Here is a 22,956-nt window from a genome sequence, read left to right on the forward strand (position 1 = left end):
AATTTGGATGAAAAATCTCAACTCAAAGGGGTCAAATTTGCTCGGCAATCAACAAGGTGCTTCAAGGATGCCCCAGTTAAGTGCTGCGACCTCTGCCCATTTATCGGTTTGTGCGGAGGGTGGGAACTTCCCAGGATGGTTGCGCCAATAGGGAGCTATTTGAAATCGCCGTGATTTAGTCATTTTTTGCCTCAGGCATGTATGTGTGTTGCTAGAGCAAGCCGGTAGCGGCATTGCTGTCGAAGGGTTTGAGATTGCGGATATAGCTCTGTACCGTGAGATCAGAGCGGTGGCCGGTTTGTCGCCGGATTGCCCAAATCGGTACCCCTGCTTTAGCTGCACTTGTGACTAGGCCGGCCCTTAGACTGTGGGACGAGTAGCCTGCCGTTTCGAGGCCGCAAGTGCGCATTCTGCGTAGCAAAATGCTTCCGACGGAAGCTGCATTTAGGCCGCGGCGGAGGTGGCCATATTTGTCGATGCCTGAGAAGAGCGGGAATTCATCCGCGGACCCATCAATGCCAATAGTTTTCAGTTGCAGTCGGAGAAGCTTTATCCAACGCTTCAGTGCTTCGACAGGGCAATGGGAAGTTACGGAGTAGGGGATCGCCACGTTTCTACCCTTTGCAAATTGGTCCGTCTTACTTCCTCTGAGCTGGACTACGGCCCCACGCCGTTCGAAGGAGACGTCACCTAACTGAAGCGCGCATAGCTCAGATCGGCGGAAGCCGCCGGCGAAGCCAAGCAAGAGAAGCGCTCGGTCGCGTGCATTCTGAAGTTGCGAGTAGTGCGGGTCGGCTTTGACCAAGCGATGCACCATTGCGGGTGTGATGGGCAGTGCTTGTTTTTGCCGGCAACCGTGTGTGCGTCGTATGCCCCGGAGGGTACTTTTCACCAGAGGTGAGGAAGTGGGGGAGTGAAGTCCTTTTGCATTGTGGGCATGAGCAATGGCGGCAAGTTGCCGCGTAAGGGTGCTTGGCTTTAGGGATGCTGCCCCATAAGCGATATAGCGTGCGAGCAACTTTGGGGTTGTGGGAATTACTCCGCCCCAGGCTTTAAAATTTGCAAGATCACCGGCGTATGCCTTTGCCGTATTCACTGAGAGTGAGCTGGCGACATAGTTTTTTACCCTACTCGATGTTGATCGACTTGATGCTCGAGTAAGAGTTTTGGTGGTGTTGCCCATTCAATACTCGCTGGGCAACAAGTACGTTGTAACGCTGCGGTCGGCTTCGGTAATGATCCAAATTTTCCCGATCAAGGACTTGTCAGATCGTTCGCTTGGCGTTAACGGGAGTGTGTAGGAGGAGATGATTCGCGAATGTTGCGTCAAAGCCAACTCATTTGCTTTCGCGTCTTCTGCGCACACGTCACCCCAGTCCCCATGCAAATGGCGCCCCAAAAGCGAGACGGCGGAGGTGGCTGTTCGTGTCATTAGTTGTAGTGCTGCCGGCGTCGCAACTACCTGGCCTGGTGTGAATTTCGGCGTTCTATATCTAGCGTTCATTGATATTCCGATCACGATTGAGTTATCGATGCGTGTTTGCGAAAGCGCATTGCTGCGCCGGCAGCGTTTGCGCGCTGCTAAGCAAGGGGGGCGAGGGGGTTGTGAAAGGGGCCGCGAATGGGCCCCGAAGCATGTCGGCGCTGCTATTTGCCTATCGCGGCATCTGCATAGCTGCGTACGATTCGGCCGGGGATAGCAATCCCAACAGCTTTATTTTACACTAAAGAGTGCTAAAGTACTACATAAATCCAGAAAAAAGGAGGTTTTGGTGGGGTTCTAGCGCTTTTTTGACGGTGAAACTGCTGGCCTAACGCGCTCAAGCGCAGATTCGCTTTTAACTGCAAAAAGCGCATTTTTCATCTAGCCGGGCACGCTATTTCGCTGCTAAAAATTGGTGTCAGACGCTGTTCTAGTGCGTGCTAGGCATGTTCAAATCTAGAGTGGTTTTAGCGTTGCTTGTGATTGAAATCCGGTTTCCGTAGCCAGTGGGAAACCGGGGAACAAAGCGGGGAACGAATTGCTAAAAAATTTGAAAACGCTATAATCTATGCGCCTTTTGGGCGATCATTCAGTAGACCCCAGCCCACCATTCAATCAAAGCCCGGCCCTCACAGGCCGGGCTTTTTCATTTTCTCATCGCCGTCAGTGACGATGCCGAAACTCCAGGCAGCTCACAGTTGCGTATGAAGCAGTTGCGTGAGACGCTCCCTCAGTTTTTCCCGGAGCGGCCGGTTTTGCCACTCTTCAAGGCTGACACGATGCGCGCGCGCCAGGTCCTGCTCAAACACCACGGTCTGGCGTGCCGCAAAAGTGGCGTCGTAGATGTTCAGGTTGGCTTCGTCGTTCAGTCTGAAAGAGCGATTGTCGAAATTGGTGGAGCCTACCGAAACCATTCGCCTGTCGACAATCATCACCTTGCAGTGATACATGGTGGGTTGGTATTCGTAGATCTCGGCCCCTGCTGCCAGAAGGGGCCCCCAGGTACTGCGGGAAGCCGCTCGAACGGTTTCGGTGTCGGTGATTTTGCCGGGGGCAATCAGCCGCAGGCGCACGCCGCGCCCGAGTGCGTCCAGCAGGAGTTTCCTGCTGAGGTCGTCGGGGACAAAATAAGCCATGGACAGGTCAATGCTCTGGTCTGCCGCCGTGATGGCCAGGTGATACATCAGCTGCATGCTTTCGCTACCGCTGGACGGGGAGCTCGAGAACATTTGTGCTCCACTGCTTCCTGCAACCTGTAGCGGGGGAAAATAGTCTTCCCCGTGTTTGACCTCGCCAGTCACTTTAAGCCAGTTGTCCAGAAAAGTGGCCTGCATCTGCGCCACCACCGGGCCCTCGACGCGAAAATGGGAGTCCCGCCAATGGTCGGCATCCTGCGCCGACCCCGTCCAGTTGGGCGCAATGCCCACGCCGCCGGTGAAGCCCACCTTGCCGTCCGCGACAAGCAGCTTGCGATGCGTCCGGTTATTCATGCGCGCGAGGTTGTACCAGTGTGGTTTGTGGAATTTTCGGATCTGCACGCCCGCCGCTTCCATTTCCTGCAAAAAGGACTCGTCTATTTTCGAGCTTCCCACCCAATCCAGCAGAACCAGGACCTTGACGCCGGCCCTTGCACGTTCTGACAGGGCGTCTGCAAACTGCTTGCCTATGTCGCCCGACCAGTAAATATAGGTCTCGAAAGTGATGCTGCGGCTGGCGCGGTGAATCGCCTGCAGCATGGACGGGAAGATCTGATCGCCGTTGAGCAATTCCGTGACCTTGTTGCCAGCGCTGATGCCCGGCCCCAACAGCCCGCCCATTGCGCGCATGAACTGAGGGTCGGCGCTGCCATAAAGACGCGGTAGCTGTTGCTCGATTTTTTTCTCGCCGGCAGTGAAATTGAGCGCGAGGAGGGCGGCAGCCAGGCCAAAAAAGAAAGCCAGGCCCGCGAGCAGGAAGGGTCGGTTGCGTAAATGCATGGCGTATTGTCTGAACGGAAAGGTGCCCAGAAAGTAGGCCGCCAGCCCGTTTTTTCGTCAAAGCGCGCCGCGGCTGAGGCGACAAATAAGCCCATGGCAACCATGCAACTGCAAGAGATTCTTTCCCCAGGGTTTTGGCACGCGGTGTGTTTGCGCCGACCTTATATAGAAAGGTTTTCCATTCAGTCCGCGCGAGGGTCGGCCATGTAGGCTCTTTCGCGGTACTCAAAATAGTCAAAGTCGGCAGGCAGGCCGCTACCGGACATATCCTGGCAGGCCATCCCCACAAACGCACCTGTGAAGTTGGGTCGACCTGGCGCGCTGACCTCGTCAGAAAGGATGCTTGCATCGAAATGGTGGGCAATCCATTGCCAGGGGTCCCCAACGGCTCGAAATGCGAAATAGAGCCGCTCCATGTCTACCTCCACCCGCAATTCCATCGGCTTACTCGATGAAATTGCAATGGGCTCGCTGAACGCATCGCCGGACATGTGATTCGGAAGGCTGGACATTACGCGCACGTGCTTGCCCAACACTTCGTCATGAGACAGGTAAAGGTAGTGAAATTTACTTCCGTTGTAGTAGCAGATTAGCCCAGCCTGCTGCTGGAAATGGTGAGGCTCGAATTCGATGCGCGTTACCGCGCTGTAGCAGTGGGCTTGTTGGCGCCTGGCCACGAGCGACTGTCGAAACAAGCTACCGATCGACTCACGGCCGAACAGGCGCAGATGACCGGGCCGGGCAGTCAGGCTGAATAGCTCCTGCGGCCAAGGCGAGCGAAGCCATTGGAAATCGATGGGCAGTTGGGGCTGGTTGAACTCTTGGCGGTCTGGCGCGGCCTCAAAAGGATGGGGCGGTAAGTTGGGAGCGCGCGCCTGGAGTTGCGCGAGTCCTGCCGGTCCGTCCACCCGTAGCCACCCATCGTCCCCCCAGATCATCGGTTGGATGGCGGTTTCTCGTCCTAAAGTGCAGGCGCCGCGGTTAGACAAGGGTCGGCCACACAAGTAGGCCATGTAAGTCTGTCCATCTTGCGTTTCCACCAGATCGGCGTGGCCCGCGCGCTGCAACAGTGCATCGGGCCGATCTCTGGAGCTGAGAATGTAGACGTCCGGATGGAGCTCATACGGGCCGTGGAGTTGGCGCGAGCGTGCCATCGTCACGGCGTGACCCCAGCCAGTTCCGCCCTCGGCTGTGATCAGATAGTAATAGCCATTGCGTTTGTATAAATGGGGCGCTTCGGTTAGGCCGAGGGGCGTGCCTTTGAAGATATTCACGCGCTCGCCAATCAGTTTGTGCTCAGCTCCGGAATACTCCTGAAGCACGATGCCGGCAAACCGGTTCTTGCCCGGCCGATGGTCCCACAGCTGGTTTACCAGGTACTTGCGGCCATCGCTGTCATGAAATAGCGACGGATCGAAACCGCTGCTATTGAGGTAGATGGGATCGGACCATTCGCCATGGATTGAGGGCGCGGTCACCATGAAGTTGTGGTAGTCCCGCATTGAAGCGCCCGCCGCGGCGCCTGCAGCAGAGGTCTGACCATAACGCTTGACGTCGGTGTAGATCAGATAAAACAGCCCGTCGGCGAAGGACAGGCACGGCGCCCAGATACCGCACGAGTCAGGATCGCCCAGCATGTTGAGCTGACTTGGCCGCGTCAGGGGCCTAGCAATCAGTTTCCAATGCATAAGGTCACGGGAATGGTGTATTTGGACGCCAGGGAACCACTCGAAAGTAGAGGTCGCAATGTAATAGTCGTCATCCACCCGGAGGATGGAGGGATCAGGATTGAAGCCCTTGAGGATGGGGTTTTGAATCATGCTGCTTGACATGTACTGCAATCAGGAAAGCCGCAAGCCACTTGCGGCGTCGAACAGATGAGCGCGTTCGGTGATCGGCGCTATGTTAAGAATCTCGCCCGGACGCGCCTTGATGCGCTCCCTGAACAGGACGGTGATAGGCTGGCCGCCCCATTCGGCAATGACTTGCGTTTCCGATCCCGTCGGTTCCACCACCTTGACAAGCGCTGGCAGACCCGCGTCGGTGAGTCTGAAGTGCTCGGGACGGATGCCGTAGATGGCTGGCTGCCCTACGGTGGACGTAAGTCTGTCGATAGGCAACATTAGGCCACCTTCGGCGTGAAACCCATCGGCCTGCAGTGAGCCTTGGAGCATATTCATTGCGGGGCTTCCGATGAACTCCGCCACGAAACGATTGGCAGGCCGGTCGAACAGTTCTAGAGGCGCGCCGATCTGTTCCACCAGGCCGTCGTTTAGCACCACGATGCGGTCAGCCATGGTCATAGCCTCGACCTGATCGTGCGTGACATAAACCATGGTGGTTCGCAGCCGCTGGTGCAGCGCTTTGATCTCGCTTCGCATCTGGACTCTGAGCTTGGCGTCGAGGTTGGACAGCGGCTCGTCGAATAGGAAAACTTTCGGGTCGCGCACGATGGCGCGACCCATTGCCACGCGCTGTCGCTGGCCTCCCGACAACTCTTTGGGGTAACGCGCTAGCAAGGGCTTGAGCCCCAGGATTTCTGCTGCCCGCTCCACCTTCTGCTCGATCTCGGACTTTGGCGTTCCTTTCATCTCAAGGGAGAACGACATGTTTTGAGCCACGGTCATATGCGGGTACAGCGCGTAATTCTGAAACACCATGGCGATGTCGCGCTCGGAAGGTGCAAGCTCGTTTACGACACGGCCATCAATGCGAATTTCGCCGGCCGTGATGTCTTCCAGTCCGGCGATCATCCGCAGCAGGGTTGATTTCCCGCAGCCGGACGGTCCCACCAGAATCACGAATTCACCATCCTCGATGGCGATGTCCACACCGCGAATAATCCGCTCGGTCCCGAAGTTCTTTTCAACACCCTGAATAATGACGGAAGCCAATGCGCTACTCCTTTGTGCCGTGCCAGCCTCATCCCTTGACCGAGCCCGCGGTCAATCCGGCAACGATGTGTTTTTGAGCTGCGAAGAACATGATGATGGCCGGCAAGATAGTCAGCGTGATGAACGCCAACACCAGGTTCCAATCCGTGGAAAATTCGCCCTGGTAGGCCATGATGCCAAGGGGCCATGGATAGCTGGATTCCCTATTGAAGACCACCAGCGGCAGCAAATAAGCATTCCAGCTGTGCACGAAGACGATCACTGAAACCGTTGCCAGGATAGGCCGAGACAGCGGAAGCATGATGTACCAGAAGAACTTGAAATAGCCGCAGCCATCGATCAATGCGGCCTCGAAGAGCTCCCCTGGCAATTGCTTGAAGTAGTTGCGAAATAACAGAACGCTTGTTGCCACCCCAAATGCCACTTGCGGTAGCACCACCCCCCAATAGGTGTCTAGCAGGCCGAGGTCACGAATCTTGATAAACAGGGGCAAGATAGCAGTGGCTGCGGGAAACATCAGGCCAAGCAGCAGGTAATTGAAGAGGAATGCCGAGCCAAAAAAACGTACATGGACGAAGGTGAAGGCCGCCATGGCCGACACACTGACCGTCAATACCACCGTTAGCACGGCGATGATTACCGAGTTCAACATCAGGCGCCAGTAGCGGCCCCCAGCAAGGATGTCCCAATAGTTTTGCCACTCCCATTCGCGCGGCAGCCCAAAAGGATTGATTCGCAGATAGCCCAGCGATTTGAAGCCTCCCAAGGCCGTGGCAACGAGCGGAACCAGAACCAGGCCAGCCACCACGAGAAGGATCGCATAACGAAGCATCACGGGAAGGCCGCCGGGTGCAACTCTACCTGCCGTTGCGAGGGGCGCCGGACGGAGAGAGGCCGACTTAATCATCGCGCATCAGGACGCGCTTGTAGCCGAACGCGAACACCACGCAAATAAGAAACAGCACCACACCTACCGCGCTGCCAAAGCCAATCTGCATTCGCGTCACGCCATAGCTATAGAGAAATGTGACCATCGTTTGAGTGCTGTCCGAAGGCCCGCCTTTGGTCAGCGGCATGATGATGTCGAAGAGCTGGATGGAACCAATGATGGAGAAGAACACCGATAGGCGGATGGTCGAGCCTAGAAGCGGTAAGGTAATGCGCCTGAATGTCTGCCAGCTGCTGGCTCCGTCTATGCGCGCGGCCTCGTACAAACTGGGGCTGATCTGCTGCAGGCCGGCAATATAAAGGATCATGTGAAACCCGAAGTACTTCCACACGACCACGACCAGGATCGCGTACATGGCCATATCCGGCTCCGCCAGCACATAGGGGGCCGTGGCGCCAAATGCATTCCATATTTTGGCCAAAAACCCATACTCACCGTCGTAGACGAAGCGCCAGATAAGGCCGGCAGCGATCTCCGCCAGGATATATGGAAGAAAGAAAATTAGCCGGAAGCTGGTGGTGCCGCGAAGCCGGTCTGCAAGGAGCAGTGCCATTCCAAGCGCCAGCGGCAATTGGACGGCCAACGACACGACAATCACCAGCAGGTTGTTCTTGAGCGCAGTATGGAAAGCCGGCGTCTCGAAGAGGATCTTGAAGTTGCGCCATCCAACGAATTGGGTCGGTGCCCCGTATCCGTTCCAATTGAAGAAGCTGTACCACGCCGCTTCGCCCATAGGGAGAGCGACAAAAAGGGTGAACAGTAGTAGCGCTGGCGGCAGAAACAATAGCGGAACGGCCGTGCTTGCGCCCAACCGGGAGCTTGGCCCGCGAAACCGGGCCCAGCCACGCATCAGTTGGCCAGCTTCCACGCCTGCTGGACAGCGGCGGCGGCCTCGGTGGGCGTCATGCGGCCCGCGGCCAGATCTGCGGAAACATCATTCACGACGGCGCCCACCGAAGCCCCCAACATTTGGTCGTAATAGACCTGGTGGTACTTGGCATTGCCCACGTTCTCGACCATCTGGCGCAGCAAGGGGCGCTTGATGGCGTCATTGCTACCTTTGATCGCTGGCAGGTACAGGCTCTTTTCCGCAGCAACCCGCTGGTTTTGTACTTCGGAGAAGAAGCGCAGGAATTCCACGGCTTCCTTGGGGGACCCCTTTGTCACGATCCAGCCGTTAAGCCCGCCGAGAGTGTCTGTCGGGTCGCCCTTGCCACCAGCGACGGTTGGGAAAGGCATCCATCCCAGCTTTTCATCAGGGATACCGATTTTGTCCGCAGAGTTCGCCTTCATAGAGCCGAGCAGGCCGTTGAGCATCAGCACCATCGCACCCTTGCCGTCTCCGAACTGGCCCGACGACTGTGGAAAGGTGGTGCCCAGAAAGCCCGGTTGGAAGGGCTTAAGGTCGGCCAGTTGCTTGAATAGCTCGCCAGCACGCACGAACGTCTCGCCAGCAAAGCCCTTGCCTTCGCCGCGTAACGCGGCGTCAAATGCGGGTTTGCCCCCGATGCGAATGGCCAGGTGCGACCAGTAGAAATGCAGTGGCCACTTGTCGCCGCCGCCAGCGACGATCGGTGTGATACCGGCTACCTGGAGTTTCTTGACTGCGGCAAGCAGGTCATCCCATGTCTTGATGCCTTGCGCGTCCACGCCTGCTTTAGCGAATAAGTCTTTGTTATAGAAAAACCCGACCTGCGACAGCTGGAACGGGACGCCGTAGATCTTGTTGTCAATTGTGTAGGCCTGGACACCAGCGGGCAAGAAGCGATCTTTCCAGCCACCTGCATTCATCGGTGCGGTGATGTCTTCTAGTACGCCTGCCTTGACCTGCTCGCGCATTACCCCGCCACCCCAGCTGTACAGGATATTGGGGCGGTCGGATGACTGCAGCAGAGTGGTCAGTTTCTTCTTGTAGGCCTCGTTTTCAAGGTACAGGATTTCTACCTTCACCCCCGGGTGAGTGGACTCGAAGCGTTGTGCCACGTCGCTGTAGAAAGCGCGGATATCCGGGTTCTGGTCAACGTGCATGAGACGCACGTTGACGTCGGCGGCTATTGCCGCAAAGGACGCCAATCCCGCAGCGATCACGAGGGCTGTCGATGAGACGAGCTTGATGATTTTCACGGTGTCTCCATTAGTTGTTTGATCGAACTAAATATGCCATATGCCTTTCGGCGTGACATCAGGGATAACACTCGCCCTTCCGTTCACCCAGAAAATGGCAGGTAGCTCGGCGCCTGAGGGGAGCGATTCGGAAATAATCGCCCAGTAAGGAATCTGACACTGGGAAAGCAGGCTGCGTTTGAATTGGCGGTTGCTAGCCTAAAGTCCTTGTGGACAGGGCGCCCACACAACCGATTACTTTGCCATCCGTGTGCAGACGATAGGGGTGCAGTACACCCCGCATGTGACGGAGTTGCCATAAGGTGGCCCTGTACCTATGTCAGCGCCGACAATGGCGGCTAGCTAACCATAACCACTCAAAACCCGGAGTCATCGCACTATTGGCAAGCATCCATGGCCCGCGGTAGAACTTTATAACTATTTTCTTGCTAGAAAATGGTGGATTTTGCCAACTTTGATTAGTAATAAGTGCAGAAATTTTCAAAAATGATCAGTAAGTCATAAGTGAACTCGCAATGCAATTGCAAGACATTCTTTTTTCTCAAGGCTTCGGTACCCGGCGGGTATGTGCCGGGCTGATTCAGCAAGGTTTAGTGGCTGTAGCCGGCGATACGATTGATGATCCTGCTATGGAATTTATAGCAGAAGATTTGCAATATACCGTTCAGGGCATCCCCTGGGAATATCAGGCCAGCGCCTACTTAATGCTGCACAAGCCGGCGGGCTACGAGTGCTCCCAAAAGCCGAGTACCTATCCCAGTATTTACACCTTACTTCCGGCCCCGATACGTCAACGCGGAGGTGGCGCGGCTGCAGGTGTGCAGGCGGTTGGCAGGTTGGATCAAGACACGACCGGTTTGTTGCTTTTGTCCGACGACGGCAAATTCATTCACCGCATGAGCTCGCCCAAGCACCATGTGCCCAAGGTGTATGAAGTGACAGCCAAACACCCGGTGGATGACAAGCAGGTGAGCAAGCTGCTCGCTGGCGTGGTGCTGGACGATGACCCGAAGCCGGTGCGCGCGGCAGCTTGCGAGAAAACCGGTGAGCACCAGCTGAGCCTGACCCTCACTGAGGGCAAGTACCACCAGGTCAAGCGCATGATTGCCGCGGTGGGCAATCGGGTGGAAGATGTCGGCGGCTTGCACCGCGCGCGCATCGGGTCGCTGGAGCTGCCGGCCGACCTGAAACCCGGGCAGTGGCGTTGGCTGACGGTGCAGGATCTGGCCCGTATTTCAGCTTGAGTTTTCGCGGATTTAAGGGGTAAAAAGTGCTTTGATCCCTTATCCACAGAACGCTGAATGCTATTGAATCGATAGCATTCGACATCAAGCCAGGGGGCGCAGGAAACCAGCTACTGCTTCCAGTGTCCTGTCCGGCTGGTCGCGTTGCGGGGAATGCCCGCAGTCAACCAGCCTGAGCTGCCGGGTGTGCGGTGCGGCCAGTGCCAGCTCGTCAAGCTGGGCCATGGTGCCGTATTCATCGTTGATGCCCTGAATCGCCAACAGCGGCGTGCTGATCCGGCGGCAGTCGGGCCGGAGGTCAAAGCTGCGAAAAGCCGGCGACAGCCAGATGTCGTTCCATTGCCAGAAGGCACTATTTACGTCGGCATGGTGGCGGGCCAGGCGCTCGCGCAGGCCGCCCGACTCGAAGGCCACGGTTGCTTCGGCAATCGCCTGGACCGCCATGTCTTCGACCATCAGATGCGGTGCCATCACGATGGAAGCTGTCACCGGGTGCCGGCTGGCATGGAGCAGGGCAATGCTGGCGCCATCGGAATGGCCCAGCAAGACGGGCTTTGCCATGCCCTGGACAGCCAGCAGGGCCGGCAGCACTTCCCAGGCCTCCTTGTGCATGTAGTCCGGCGCCAGGCGGCCGGTGCCGCGTACGTCGGGCGTGGCATCCGACTGGCCGTAACCGCGCCGCGAATAGACCAGCCCGGCGCGGCCGGTGGCGTGGCAAACCGCCTCGGGCCAGCTGCGGCCGTGTTGCGTCCACAGGCTGACCGAGCCCAGGCCTTCATGCAGGAAAACGATGGACGCCAGGCCCGTCGGCTCGCCAATCGCCTGGATTTCAAGGCGCACACCGGCTATCTCTACAAAATTCATCTGGCCATCGTAAGGGATGTAAGCGCGCCGGCACCCTGGCGCGTTGATCATTGCTCAACCGGTAAACTCACGGGTTGACTGCAGAAAGCCCGTTTTTGTGAATGTCCCACTTCGTTTGTTTGGCGCCGCCCTTTGCCTTTGCCTGGGTGCTGCCCTTGTGCCAGCCCGGGCTCAACCAGCACCCCCAGCGCCGCTGTTTGTCCTCAATTCGCTCAGCGACAGCGTCAGCGTCATCAACCCCGTGGACTGGACCGAAACGCGGCGCATAGCCACCGGCAAGCAGCCGCACCACCTCTACCTCACGCCCGATGAGAAGTCGGTGATTGTGGCCAATGCGCTGTCCGACACCCTGACTTTCATCAACCCCCAGACCGCCGAGGTCCAGCGCGTTGTCCGCGGCATCATTGATCCCTACCACTTGCGCTTTTCGCCGGATATGAAGTGGTTTGTCACCGCGGCCAACCGCCTGAATCACATCGACATTTACCGGTGGAACGGCTTGGACCTCACGCTGGTTACCCGCGTGCCCACCGGCAAAACACCCAGCCATTTGTGGATAGACAGCAAAAGCACCACGGTGTATGCCTCCATGCAGGACAGCGATGAACTGGTGGCCATCGATCTGGCGAGCCAGACCATCAAATGGCGCACACCGACCGGTCTGACGCCGGCCGACATCTTCGGCACGGCCGATGACCGGTTTCTGCTGGTCGGCCTGACCGGGAGCGACTCGGTTGAGGTGTTTGACGTCAGCGGCAAACAAGCTCAACGCGCCCGTGTCATCAAGACCGGCGCTGGTGCACATGCCTTTCGAGCGCTGGGCGACGGCCGCCATGTGCTGGTCAGCAACCGGGTGGCCAACAGCATCAGCAAGATTGATTTGCAGACGTTTGCCGTGGTTGATAATTACCCCGCTCCTGGCGGGCCTGACTGCATGGATGTTTCGCGTGATGGAAAATTCATCTATGTGACTTCGCGCTGGGCGCGCAAACTTACCGTGATCGACATGGCAAGCCGCAAGGTGGTGCGCCAGGTCAATGTTGGAAAGAGTCCCCATGGTGTCTGGATACTGGATCATGCGCCTAGGCAGTGAGCCCCCACGGTTGCTCACTTCGTGTAGCGCCCTGCCCCCCGAGGGGGCCGCTGCGCCTGCGGGCCGGCAAAGCCGGGCCCGCGGCCCCGGCTTGAATTGGGGAGGTTCGACGCGGCTTGTGACCCTGATGATTGCTACCGTTTTGATAGCTGTTGGCGCACAAACGGTATGGGCTGAGGGCTGTTTTGATACTCAAGGCAAACCCGGGAAACCGGTTTACCTGACGCTGGATACCGGCCACATGGAGGTTGCGCCGCTGATCGCCGAGGTGCTGAAGCGGCAGCAGGTGAAGGTGACTTTTTTTGCGGCCAATGAGCGCACCAAAACCGGCAACGGCAGCTTGGGCAGCGACTGGGCGCCTTGGTGGAAAGCCCGTGCAGCCGAAGGCCATGAGTTTGCTTCGCACACCTATGACCACGCTTACTGGCGCGGTGACTTGCGCGGTATCGAGCCGCGCTTTCGCATACGCCCGTCGGCCGGTGCTCTGGCGAACCGCGAGTTCACCTGGGACGCCCAAAAGTATTGCCAGCAAATCGCCTCCGCCGCGGAACGCCTGCAGGACTTCACCGGCAAGAAGCCCCTGCCGCTGTTCCGCGCACCGGGTGGCAAGACGTCTCCCAAGCTCCTGGCAGTAGCCAAGGCCTGTGGCTATGAACATGTCGGCTGGTCGCCCGCCGGTTTTCTGGGCGACGAGTTGCCCAGCGACCGTTACCCGAACGAGGTTCTCCTGAATAAAGCACTCAAGGAAATCCAGTCCGGCGACATCCTGCTCGCTCACCTGGGCATCTGGTCGCGCCAGGACCCCTGGGCGCCAGCGGTGCTGGAGCCGCTGATCGTCGGGTTGAAGGCGCGCGGGTTCTGTTTTGAAACGCTGCGCGAGCATCCGCGGTACAAGGCCTGGATTGACGCCGCGCAGCCGGCCACCGGCGCCCCTGCAAAATAGTGTCCATGGACGGGTTGATCGCTTCCGCCGGCAACGGGTTTTCGCTGCTCCAGCAGGCACTGTTCGAGACCGTTGTGCAGCCGGCCCTGTTTGCCCTGGGCATGGGCAACCTGATGGAAGACGGGTATGAGGCCACGGCCTGGTTCCTGGTCGGCGTCATGCAGATCCTCCTGCTGCTGGCTGTTGTCGGGCCGCTGCAGCGCTGGCGGCCGGTGGAACCGGTGCTCGACCGTGCCACCGTGCGAACCGACATGCTTTACACCCTGATTCACCGACTCGGTGTGTTCCGCATTGCGCTGTTTTTCACGCTGGAGCCATTGTTTGACGAAGGCTTCGGCACCCTGCGCACCGCCGGTTATGGCACTTTCCACCTGGACCAGCTCTGGCCCGGTGCGACTGACGGCGCCCTGGCCAGTTTCCTGATCTACCTGGTGGTGTTTGACTTCCTGGGTTACTGGATTCACCGGGGCCAGCACCGGTGGGGACTCTGGTGGCGGCTGCATTCGCTGCACCATGCACAGCGCCAGATGACCATGTGGAGCGACAACCGCAACCACCTGCTCGACGATATCCTGGTGGACAGCCTGCTTGTCCTCGCCGCCCAGTTGATCGGCGTGGCGCCGGGCCAGTTCATTGTGATCGTGGCCCTGACCCAGCTCAGCGAAAGTGTCCAGCATGCCAACCTGCGGCTGTGGTTCGGGCAAGTGGGGGAGCGCCTGTGGGTCAGCCCGCGTTTTCACCGCCTGCATCACAGCGTCGGCGTCGGCCATGAGCCGGCCGGAACGAACCCGGCCAAGGGCCGCAACTTCGGTGTACTGCTGCCCTGGTGGGACGTGCTTTTTGGCACGGCCAATTTCGAGCAGCGCTACGATCCCACCGGCATCCGTGACCAAGTGGAACAGTCACGTGACTATGGCCGCGGCTTCTGGTCGCAGCAGTGGCAAGGGCTGAAACGACTGGTCGGCAAGGCCTGAAACACCCCGGCTATTCACCATCCCATTCAAGCGGGGGCCGCGGAACCGGCTTCGCCGGGCCGCAGGCGCAGCGGCCCCCCCGGGGGGGGGGCAGGAAGCTACACGCAGTGAGCGACAGTGGGGGCTACACTTCCTTCATGAGCAAGCTTCTAGATTCCTTCTGGCGTGCGGTGATGTACTGTCTGCATCCGCGGGTGATCGCCCTGTCAGTGCTGCCGCTGGCCATCATGGTGGCCCTGTCGCTTGGCCTCGGCTATTTCTTCTGGGAGGACGCACTCTCGGCCGTGCGCTCCGGTCTGGAAAGTTACGAGCTGCTGAACACCATGGCGCGCTGGCTCGAAGGCCTGGGACTGGGCAACCTGCGGGTAGTGCTGGCACCCGCGCTGCTGTTGTTCCTGGCCATTCCAGTGATCGTGATTGTGTCCCTGTTGTTCGTGGCCATGCTGATGACGCCTGCCATGGTGGCGCTGGTGGCCGAGCGCCGCTTTCCGCTGCTCCAGCGCAAAAAGGGCGGCTCCCTGTTGGCCAGCCTGTTCTGGTCGCTCAGCTCGACATTGCTGGCCGCGATTGCGCTGATCGTGTCGATTCCGCTTTGGCTGATCCCGCCGTTGATATTGATTCTGCCGCCGCTGATCTGGGGCTGGCTGACCTACCGTGTGATGTCCTACGACGCGCTTGTTGACCACGCCAGCGCCGAAGAGCGGCGCGAGATTTTCCGCCGCCACCGCGCGAGTTTGCTCGGCATCGGCGTGCTCAGCGGCTACCTGGGCGCAGCGCCCAGTCTGATCTGGGCCTCCGGTGCGATGTTTATCGCCATGGCGCCTATCCTGGTGCCCGTTGCCATTTGGATCTACACCTTGGTGTTTGCCTTTTCTTCGCTCTGGTTTGCCCATTACTGCTTGGCCGCACTGGAGCAGCTTCGCAAGCAGAATAATGCTCTGGCCTTTGATCCACTTGCGCAGGACGCTATTGAAACAATAGCAGATCAGTTGCCGCCTGAAACAACAGCCGGACCTGCGCCGCGGCTGGGCGTGCCGGGCAGCCAGCCCGATTCCCTGTTGTGACCGCGAGAGTTCCCATGCCCCCCCACTTCGGCATCATCATCATTGGCGACGAAATCCTTTCCGGAAAACGCGCCGACAAGCACTTGCCCAAGGTAATCGAGTTGCTCGCGGCGCGCGGCTTGCAGCTCGGTTATGCCGACTACGTGGGCGACGATCCGGAGCGCATCACCGCCACGCTGGCGCGTGCCTTCGCTGCCGCGCGCAGGTCGGGCGATGTGGTTTTTTCCTGCGGCGGCATTGGAGCCACGCCGGACGACCACACGCGCCAATGCGCCGCAGCTGCGCTGGGTGGGGACCTGGCGCTGCACCCCGAGGCCGAGCGCCTGATCCGCGAGCGCATGCAGGACATCGCGAAAGAGCAGGGCGTGCCCTACGAGCCGGACCGCCACGACAACATCCACCGCCTCAACATGGGCATGTTTCCAGCGGGCGCGGACATCATTCCCAACCCCTACAACAAGATTCCCGGCTTCAGCTGCTTTGTCGCGCATGGCGTCTCTTCAACCCAGCAGGGGCCGCGGAACGGGCTCCGCCCGGCCGCAGGCGCAGCGGCCCCCTCGGGGGGCAGCGACCCACACGCAGTGGGGAACCGTGGGGGCGTCCACTTCTTGCCGGGGTTTCCCGTCATGGCCTGGCCGATGATCGAATGGGTGCTGGATACGCACTATGCCGGGCTGCACCAAAAATTGGCCTACAGCGAAAAATCGGTGATCGTGATGGGCTCCATGGAAGCTGCGCTGACACCGCTGATGCTGGACATCGAAGCCCGCCACAGCGGCGTCAAGGTCTTCAGCCTGCCCAGCGTGGATCACCCAGATTACGGCCGGCACATCGAACTGGGTGTCAAAGGCGCACCGGAAGCAGTCAATGCAGCCTACCCCGCCTTGCTCGCGGGCTTGCACACTTTTAATGCCAAACTTGGCCCCGAATTAGTGCGCTGAAAGAATGCACCAATGTTGTGCTTTGAATTGATGCACCTGCATGGTGCTTTTATTTTCCAACTTCTTTTCGGGTTTTACGGACAGCTCAGCGCGAAATCCGGCCCCGGATAGCGGCACAATCGAAGGCTTGGCTGCAAAACACCGGCAAACACCCCGAAAGGCCGTTTGGCACAAAAAGTGCATCCAGCCATGCTGAAACAATTTTTTAACCACCATCCAGCAACAGGAGATTCTGATGGCAAAGACCGTCGCAGACGTCATGAAAATGGTCAAGGAAAACGAAGTCAAGTTTGTTGACTTCCGTTTTACCGACACCCGGGGCAAAGAGCAGCACGTGACCGTGCCGGTGTCCCACTTTGACGAAGAAAAATTCACCGCGGGCCACGCATTCGACGGTTCTTCCGTGGCCGGCTGGAAGGGCATCGAAGCGTCCGACATGCTGCTCATGCCTGATCCAAAGACAGCCAACATCGACCCCTTCTACGAAGAAACCACCATCTTCATGAGCTGCGATGTGCTGGAGCCCAGCGACGGCAAGGCCTACGACCGCGACCCGCGTTCCATCGCGCAGCGCGCCGAAGCGTACCTCAAATCGTCCGGCCTGGGCGACACCGCGTATTTCGGTCCGGAGCCAGAATTTTTCATCTTCGACGACGTGCGCTGGAACACCGACATGTCGGGCACCTTCTTCAAGATCGAAGAGTACGAAGCGCCCTGGAACTCTGGCAAAAAACTCGAAGGCGGCAACCGCGGCCACCGTCCGACTGTCAAGGGCGGCTACTTCCCGGTGCCCCCGGTGGACAGCACACAGGACATGCGCGCCGAGATGTCCCTGATCCTCGAATCCCTGGGCATTCCGGTTGAAGTGTTCCACCATGAAGTGGCCGGCGCCGGCCAGAATGAAATCGGTACCAAGTTCAGCACGCTGGTGCAGCGCGCTGACTGGACGCAGATCCTCAAATACGTGGTGCAGAACGTGGCTAACGCCTACGGCAAAACCGCCACCTTCATGCCCAAGCCCATCGTTGGCGACAACGGCTCTGGCATGCACGTGCACCAGTCGATCTGGAAAGACGGCAAGAACCTGTTCGCCGGCGACGGTTATGCAGGTCTGTCTGATTTCGCCCTGTACTACGTCGGTGGCATCATCAAGCACGCCCGTGCCCTGAACGCCATCACCAACCCCGGCACCAACAGCTACAAGCGCCTGGTTCCTGGCTACGAGGCACCGGTCAAGCTGGCTTACTCGGCGAAAAACCGTTCGGCTTCGATCCGCATTCCTTACGTCGCGAACCCGAAGGGCCGTCGTATCGAGGCGCGTTTCCCCGATCCACTGATGAACCCCTACCTCGGCTTCTCGGCCCTGATGATGGCCGGTCTGGATGGCGTGGAAAACAAGATCCATCCCGGCGAAGCCGCCACCAAGGACCTGTACCATCTGCCGCCTGAGGAAGATGCAAAAATTCCAACCGTCTGCCACAGCCTCGACCAGGCTCTGGACGCACTGGATGTGGGCCGCAGCTTCCTGACCAAGGGCGGTGTGTTCTCCGACAGCATGATTGACGCCTACATCGAGCTGAAAATGGGTGAAGTGACGCGCCTGCGTCAGGCTACGCACCCGATCGAGTTCGATATGTACTACTCACTGTAAATTTTTACAGTCTGTGGTCAAAAAAGGACGGCGCAAGCCGTCCTTTTTCGTTGAGCAGCATGGTTATCGACCGGCAGATTTTGCGTTTTGACGCCTTTGCAGGATACTGATAGACCGTCCTTGCCCTAACAGGCACTTGGGGTTACGTATGAAACCTACAGTACTTCTTTCAATTTCAGTCGTTTTTTTCGCCAGCAGCGTTTCCAGTGCTTTTGCACAGGAGCGAATCTACCGTTGTGCCGGCAAAGAGGGCAAGACGCCCGAATACATCAATAACGCCAAAGATGCCCAAGCGCGTGGCTGCAAGCAGATTGAAGGCGGCAATGTCACCGTGGTGCAAGGCACACCGGTGAGCCGGCCGTCAGTGCGCGTCGCCACAGCAGCCCAGGCATCGCCGGGCGCCAGCAATGAAGCGCAGCGAGCCCGCGACAGCGACACACGGGCCATTCTGGAAACTGAACTCAGGAAAGCCGAACTCAGGCTCGCCGAGCAGCAAAAAGAGTACAACAACGGCGAGCCGGAGAAGCAGGGCATTGAAGGGCGCAATTACCAGCGTTATCTGGACCGTGTCGCTGAAATGAAGGAAAGCATCGCCCGCCATGAAAGCGATGTCGCCGGCCTGAAGCGCGAAATTGCCCGCTTGCCCGGAAACACCGCCCAGCAATAAGCCCATTCCGGCTGATCTGCGTCAAAATAGGGTGCTTGAAAAAGCCCAATCTCTTCGCTGCCGCTCTCGTTCCGGCATCCCTTCGTTTCCAATCATTTGACCTGCTGGCCACGCTGGTGGCTGTGGTGCGCACCAACGGCGTGGTGGTGTTTGCCAACGCGGCGCTCGAAGATGCGCTGGGCACCTCGCGCCGGACTATTGAAGGCTCCCAGCTTCCCGACTGTTTTACGGAACCGGCCATCCTGCACAACGCGCTGGAAGGTGCGGGCAGCAACGAGTTCGCGGCCTTGCGTTACGACGCCTGGCTCAAGCCGCTGAACCGGGAGCCCATGCCCGTGCATGTGGTGGTGGCGCAAACCGACACACCGGGCGAAGCAATTGTGGAATTGCTGCCGCTGGAGCAGCAGGCCAAGCAGGACAGGGAGGAGCGCCTGATCGACCAGGCCCAGGCCAACAAGGAGCTGATTCGCAACCTGGCGCACGAGATCAAGAATCCGTTGGGCGGCATCCGCGGCGCGGCGCAGCTGCTGCAGATGGAGATCGAATCCAAGGAGCTGACCGAGTACACCCAGGTCATCATCCATGAGGCCGACCGCCTGCAGTCGCTGGTGGATCGCCTGCTGGCACCGCACCGCCGGCCGCACCTGGTGGGCGATGTGAATATTCACGAAGTCTGTGAACGTGTTCGTTCACTGATCCTGGCGGAGTTTCCGCGCGGCTTGCGTGTGCTGCGTGACTACGATATTTCGATTCCCGATTTTCGTGGCGACCGCGAGCAACTGATTCAGGCGGTGCTCAACATCACGCACAACGCCGCGCAGGCGCTTGCCGAGCGCATTGCCGGTGGTGACGGGCAGATCATTTTCAGGACCAGGATTGCCCGGCAGGTAACTTTTGGCAAGCAGCGTTATCGCTTGGCATTGGAATTGCATGTTATCGACAATGGACCGGGCGTTCCGGACTCCATCAAGGACCGAATCTTCTATCCCCTGATCTCGGGGCGCGAAGGCGGTTCCGGACTGGGGCTGACATTGGCGCAAACCTTTGTTCAGCAACACCACGGCTTGATTGAGTGCGACAGCGTCCCCGGCCGCACGGATTTCAAGCTGCTGATACCTCTGCCTTGAAATCGGTCGTTTTGCATTGACAGATAACCGGTAATACCGAAGGGACCGCATACATGAAACCGATCTGGATTGTTGATGATGACCAGTCCATCCGGTTTGTGCTGGAAAAAGCCTTGCTGCGCGAAGGCCTGCCTACCCGCAGTTTCACCAACCCGCGTGAAGTCCTCAGTGCGCTCGACAGTGCCACCGAAGAAGACGGCCCGCAGGTTCTTGTCAGCGATATCCGCATGCCCGGTGGCTCCGGACTGGACCTGCTTGAGAAGGTCAAGGAAAAGCTGCCTGGCTTGCCGGTCATCATCATGACGGCCTTCTCCGACCTGGACAGTGCCGTGTCAGCCTTTCAGGGGGGCGCCTTCGAATACTTGCCCAAACCTTTCGATCTGCCCAAGGCGGTAGAACTGATACGCCGCGCTGTTGAAGAAAGCCAGCGCGAGGAAGTGGCCGAAGAGCGCATGGCGGACACGCCCGAGATGTTAGGCCAGGCGCCGGCCATGCAGGACGTCTTCCGGGCCATCGGCCGGCTGAGCCAGAGCATGGTGACGGTGATGATCACCGGCGAGTCCGGCTCGGGCAAGGAACTGGTGGCGCGTGCGCTGCACAAACATTCACCGCGTGCCAACGGGCCTTTTGTGGCCATCAACACTGCTGCCATTCCGAAAGACCTGCTCGAGTCCGAGCTGTTTGGCCACGAGCGCGGTGCCTTCACCGGCGCGCAGACCATGCGCCGTGGCCGCTTCGAGCAGGCCGACGGCGGCACATTGTTCCTCGACGAAATCGGCGACATGCCCTTTGACCTCCAGACGCGTCTGCTGCGCGTGCTGAGCGACGGCAACTTTTACCGCGTCGGCGGCCACAACGCCGTCAAGACCAATGTGCGCGTTATCGCCGCGACGCATCAGGACCTGGAGCAGCGCGTCAAGGAAGGGGGTTTCCGAGAAGACCTGTTCCACCGCCTCAATGTGATCCGCCTGCGCCTGCCTGCGCTGCGCGAGCGGCGCGAGGACGTGTTCATGCTCACGCGCCACTTCCTGCAGCAGAGTGCCAAGCAATTGGGCGTGGAGCCCAAGCGCATTTCCGACGCCGCATTGCAGCAGCTCAGTACCTTCAGCTTTCCCGGCAACGTGCGCCAGCTCGAGAACATTTGCCATTGGCTGACCGTGATGGCGCCGGCCCTGGTCATCGAACCCAAAGATTTGCCACCCGAGGTATTGGGTGCCGTGCCCGAGCCGGGCAGGGTGCCGGTATTGGTTGAGGGCGGCAACGCGCCTTTGCGCCCCCAGCCCCAGCCCCTGCCTGCGGAGTTCCCCAAGGCCGTGGTCGCAGATCCCATGCATGCCATACCCATGCCCGCAGACGCTCCCGGCCCGCAGCTCAACGGCAGCAGTTGGGAAAGCGGACTCGAAGCCGAGGCCATGGCCTTGCTGGCGACCGGGCGCAGCGACGTGTGGGATGTGCTGACTCGGCGTTTCGAGTCCAAGCTGATCCAGACAGCGCTGCTCAACACGCGGGGCCGACGCATCGAAGCCGCGCAGAAGCTTGGCATTGGCCGCAACACCATCACACGCAAGATTCAGGAGCTTCATCTGGAGTGATTGAGCCCCCACGGTCGCTCGCTTCGTGTGGGTCGCTGCACCTTGCAGGCCGCCGTTCGCCAGAGGCGTCGCTTCTCACGGCTGTCCAAAACTTGCTCGAGCAGGTTCGGAGCCGCAGGCATCAGCCCCGAGGGAGCCGCTGCGCCTGCGGACTGGCAAAGCCAGATCCGCGGCCCCTGCTTGAAAAGAGAAAACCTCCGCTACCGCTGGATTGCGGAGGGTAAAGTCCAGTCATGAGCCGCTTATCCCTGACCCGCGACAAGATATACAAAACCGTGGCCCGCCAACTCCATGGCAAGGTGCCCTGCTGGGTCTGTGGCGAACACGTGTTGCCGGCGGCTGCCACGTTGGAGCACATCCGGCCACTGAGCGAAGGTGGCAACAGCCATGCGGAGAACCTGGCGATCAGCCACGAGATCTGCAACAGCCAGCGCCACGCCAAAAGTGTGATTGCCGAGTCGGCCGAGTCACCAGGGCAGGTTGCCCGTCGTTTATGAATGAAATTGGCCTCCGGCCCTTGTTGGGCGGGATTAGATAGCTATGTTACTGATAGCAATGCGAGATCGGCCACCACTGGTACATGGTCGCTGGGGCGCTCGTTTTTACGCGGCAGCCTGTCGATCACGCAGCTTTGCAGCGCTGGTTTGAGCGCATCGCTGACCAGGATGTAGTCAATGCGCAGGCCGCGGTTGCGGCGGAAGGCGAGCTCGCGGTAGTCCCACCACGAGTAGCTTTTTTCGGGTTGCTCGAACAGGCGAAATGCATCGTGCAGTCCCAGCTCCAGCAGCGCCTTCAGGTGCTCGCGCTCTTCGGTGGTGTGGTGGATGGTCTCGCGCAGACCTTCGGCATCGTAGGTGTCGCGATCGTCAAAGGTGATGTTGAAATCGCCGACCAGCACCAGCCTGGGCTGCGCCGCCAGTTCATCGCGCAGCCAGTTGCGCAGGCCGTCGAGCCACTTCATCTTGTAGGCAAACTTGTCCGTGCCCGGTGCCTGTCCGTTGACAAAGTAACCGTTGACCAGCCGCAGCTCACCCTGCGGTGTGTCCAGCGTGGCGGCGATCACGCGCGACTGCTCGTCGGTAAAACCCACGATGTTCTTGACAATATTTCGTGCCGGTGTGCGGCTCAGAATGGCAACACCGTTGTAGGTCTTCTGGCCAAAGACAGCGCTCTGGTAGCCGGCGGCGGCTAGTGCCTCCAGCGGAAACTTGTCGTCGCTGAGCTTGAGCTCCTGCAGGCACAGTGCATCGACAGGGTTGGCGGCAAGCCAGTCCAGCACCTGCGGCAGGCGCACGGCCAGCGAGTTGACATTCCAGGTGGCAATTTTCATGAATTTGGTGTTCCAGCCATTTGATTACGAGCGCGAGTAG

At 59.1% G+C, this 22,956-nt stretch carries 19 protein-coding genes; 11 read left to right on the forward strand and 8 right to left on the reverse strand.

Annotated elements, in window-relative coordinates:
* Nucleotides 1-2,175: 2,175 nt before the first annotated feature.
* From ABI660_RS14080 to ABI660_RS14105, 6 genes are all read right to left on the reverse strand, one after another.
* A complete protein-coding gene (locus tag ABI660_RS14080) occupies nt 2,176-3,459 on the reverse strand; it encodes a phospholipase D-like domain-containing protein (RefSeq protein ID WP_348069049.1) in 1,284 nt (427 codons plus the stop codon).
* 182 nt (nt 3,460-3,641) lie between these two features.
* The gene (locus ABI660_RS14085) at nt 3,642-5,279 is read right to left on the reverse strand and encodes a glycoside hydrolase family 43 protein (protein ID WP_348069051.1); all 1,638 of its coding nucleotides are present in this window, start codon (nt 5,277-5,279) and stop codon (nt 3,642-3,644) included.
* A gap of 21 nt (nt 5,280-5,300) precedes the next feature.
* Complete coding sequence (gene ugpC / locus ABI660_RS14090) at nt 5,301-6,353, reverse strand: sn-glycerol-3-phosphate ABC transporter ATP-binding protein UgpC (protein ID WP_348069053.1); 1,053 nt, start codon at nt 6,351-6,353, stop codon at nt 5,301-5,303.
* Between the two features lie 28 nt (nt 6,354-6,381).
* Nucleotides 6,382-7,185 carry a carbohydrate ABC transporter permease gene (locus tag ABI660_RS14095; protein ID WP_348069111.1) on the reverse strand — a complete coding sequence of 268 codons (804 nt, stop codon included), beginning with the start codon at nt 7,183-7,185 and terminating at the stop codon, nt 6,382-6,384.
* Between the two features lie 67 nt (nt 7,186-7,252).
* Nucleotides 7,253-8,113 carry a sugar ABC transporter permease gene (locus ABI660_RS14100; RefSeq protein WP_348069055.1) on the reverse strand — a complete coding sequence of 287 codons (861 nt, stop codon included), beginning with the start codon at nt 8,111-8,113 and terminating at the stop codon, nt 7,253-7,255.
* Nucleotides 8,114-8,151: 38 nt separating this feature from the next.
* Nucleotides 8,152-9,426 carry an extracellular solute-binding protein gene (locus ABI660_RS14105; protein WP_348069057.1) on the reverse strand — a complete coding sequence of 425 codons (1,275 nt, stop codon included), beginning with the start codon at nt 9,424-9,426 and terminating at the stop codon, nt 8,152-8,154.
* 515 nt (nt 9,427-9,941) lie between these two features.
* Between ABI660_RS14105 and ABI660_RS14110 the strand changes: the two genes are divergently transcribed.
* Nucleotides 9,942-10,670 carry a 16S rRNA pseudouridine(516) synthase gene (locus tag ABI660_RS14110; protein ID WP_348069059.1) on the forward strand — a complete coding sequence of 243 codons (729 nt, stop codon included), beginning with the start codon at nt 9,942-9,944 and terminating at the stop codon, nt 10,668-10,670.
* An 84-nt stretch (nt 10,671-10,754) separates the two neighbouring features.
* Here ABI660_RS14110 and ABI660_RS14115 read toward each other — a convergent pair whose 3' ends face one another.
* Entirely contained in the window at nt 10,755-11,534 is a 780-nt protein-coding gene (locus tag ABI660_RS14115; protein ID WP_348069061.1) for an alpha/beta hydrolase, read from the reverse strand.
* 97 nt (nt 11,535-11,631) lie between these two features.
* On the opposite strand from ABI660_RS14115, the gene ABI660_RS14120 reads away from it, so the two are divergent.
* From ABI660_RS14120 to ABI660_RS14165, 10 genes are all read left to right on the forward strand, one after another.
* The gene (locus ABI660_RS14120; protein ID WP_348069063.1) at nt 11,632-12,627 is read left to right on the forward strand and encodes a beta-propeller fold lactonase family protein; all 996 of its coding nucleotides are present in this window, start codon (nt 11,632-11,634) and stop codon (nt 12,625-12,627) included.
* A 127-nt stretch (nt 12,628-12,754) separates the two neighbouring features.
* Nucleotides 12,755-13,570 (forward strand): polysaccharide deacetylase family protein, encoded by an 816-nt coding sequence (locus ABI660_RS14125; RefSeq protein WP_348069065.1) that lies wholly within the window; start codon nt 12,755-12,757, stop codon nt 13,568-13,570.
* Nucleotides 13,571-13,575: 5 nt separating this feature from the next.
* Complete coding sequence (locus tag ABI660_RS14130; RefSeq protein WP_348069066.1) at nt 13,576-14,544, forward strand: sterol desaturase family protein; 969 nt, start codon at nt 13,576-13,578, stop codon at nt 14,542-14,544.
* A gap of 137 nt (nt 14,545-14,681) precedes the next feature.
* The gene (locus tag ABI660_RS14135) at nt 14,682-15,608 is read left to right on the forward strand and encodes an EI24 domain-containing protein (RefSeq protein ID WP_348069067.1); all 927 of its coding nucleotides are present in this window, start codon (nt 14,682-14,684) and stop codon (nt 15,606-15,608) included.
* Nucleotides 15,609-15,622: 14 nt separating this feature from the next.
* Complete coding sequence (locus ABI660_RS14140; RefSeq protein ID WP_348069069.1) at nt 15,623-16,549, forward strand: molybdopterin-binding protein; 927 nt, start codon at nt 15,623-15,625, stop codon at nt 16,547-16,549.
* 235 nt (nt 16,550-16,784) lie between these two features.
* A complete protein-coding gene (gene glnA, locus ABI660_RS14145; protein WP_348069071.1) occupies nt 16,785-18,200 on the forward strand; it encodes a type I glutamate--ammonia ligase in 1,416 nt (471 codons plus the stop codon).
* A 148-nt stretch (nt 18,201-18,348) separates the two neighbouring features.
* On the forward strand, nt 18,349-18,867 hold the full coding sequence (locus ABI660_RS14150) for a hypothetical protein (RefSeq protein WP_348069073.1): 519 nt from the start codon (nt 18,349-18,351) through the stop codon (nt 18,865-18,867).
* Between the two features lie 35 nt (nt 18,868-18,902).
* Complete coding sequence (glnL, locus tag ABI660_RS14155) at nt 18,903-19,994, forward strand: nitrogen regulation protein NR(II) (RefSeq protein ID WP_348069075.1); 1,092 nt, start codon at nt 18,903-18,905, stop codon at nt 19,992-19,994.
* A 53-nt stretch (nt 19,995-20,047) separates the two neighbouring features.
* A complete protein-coding gene (gene ntrC / locus ABI660_RS14160) occupies nt 20,048-21,586 on the forward strand; it encodes a nitrogen regulation protein NR(I) (protein WP_348069077.1) in 1,539 nt (512 codons plus the stop codon).
* A gap of 233 nt (nt 21,587-21,819) precedes the next feature.
* On the forward strand, nt 21,820-22,083 hold the full coding sequence (locus ABI660_RS14165; RefSeq protein WP_348069079.1) for an HNH endonuclease signature motif containing protein: 264 nt from the start codon (nt 21,820-21,822) through the stop codon (nt 22,081-22,083).
* A 41-nt stretch (nt 22,084-22,124) separates the two neighbouring features.
* Here the strand turns inward: ABI660_RS14165 and xth are convergent, their stop codons facing one another.
* Complete coding sequence (xth, locus tag ABI660_RS14170; protein ID WP_348069081.1) at nt 22,125-22,916, reverse strand: exodeoxyribonuclease III; 792 nt, start codon at nt 22,914-22,916, stop codon at nt 22,125-22,127.
* Nucleotides 22,917-22,956: the final 40 nt, after the last annotated feature.

Origin of the sequence: Polaromonas sp. (assembly GCF_039930745.1) — a bacterium.
Lineage (GTDB): Bacteria > Pseudomonadota > Gammaproteobacteria > Burkholderiales > Burkholderiaceae_C > Polaromonas.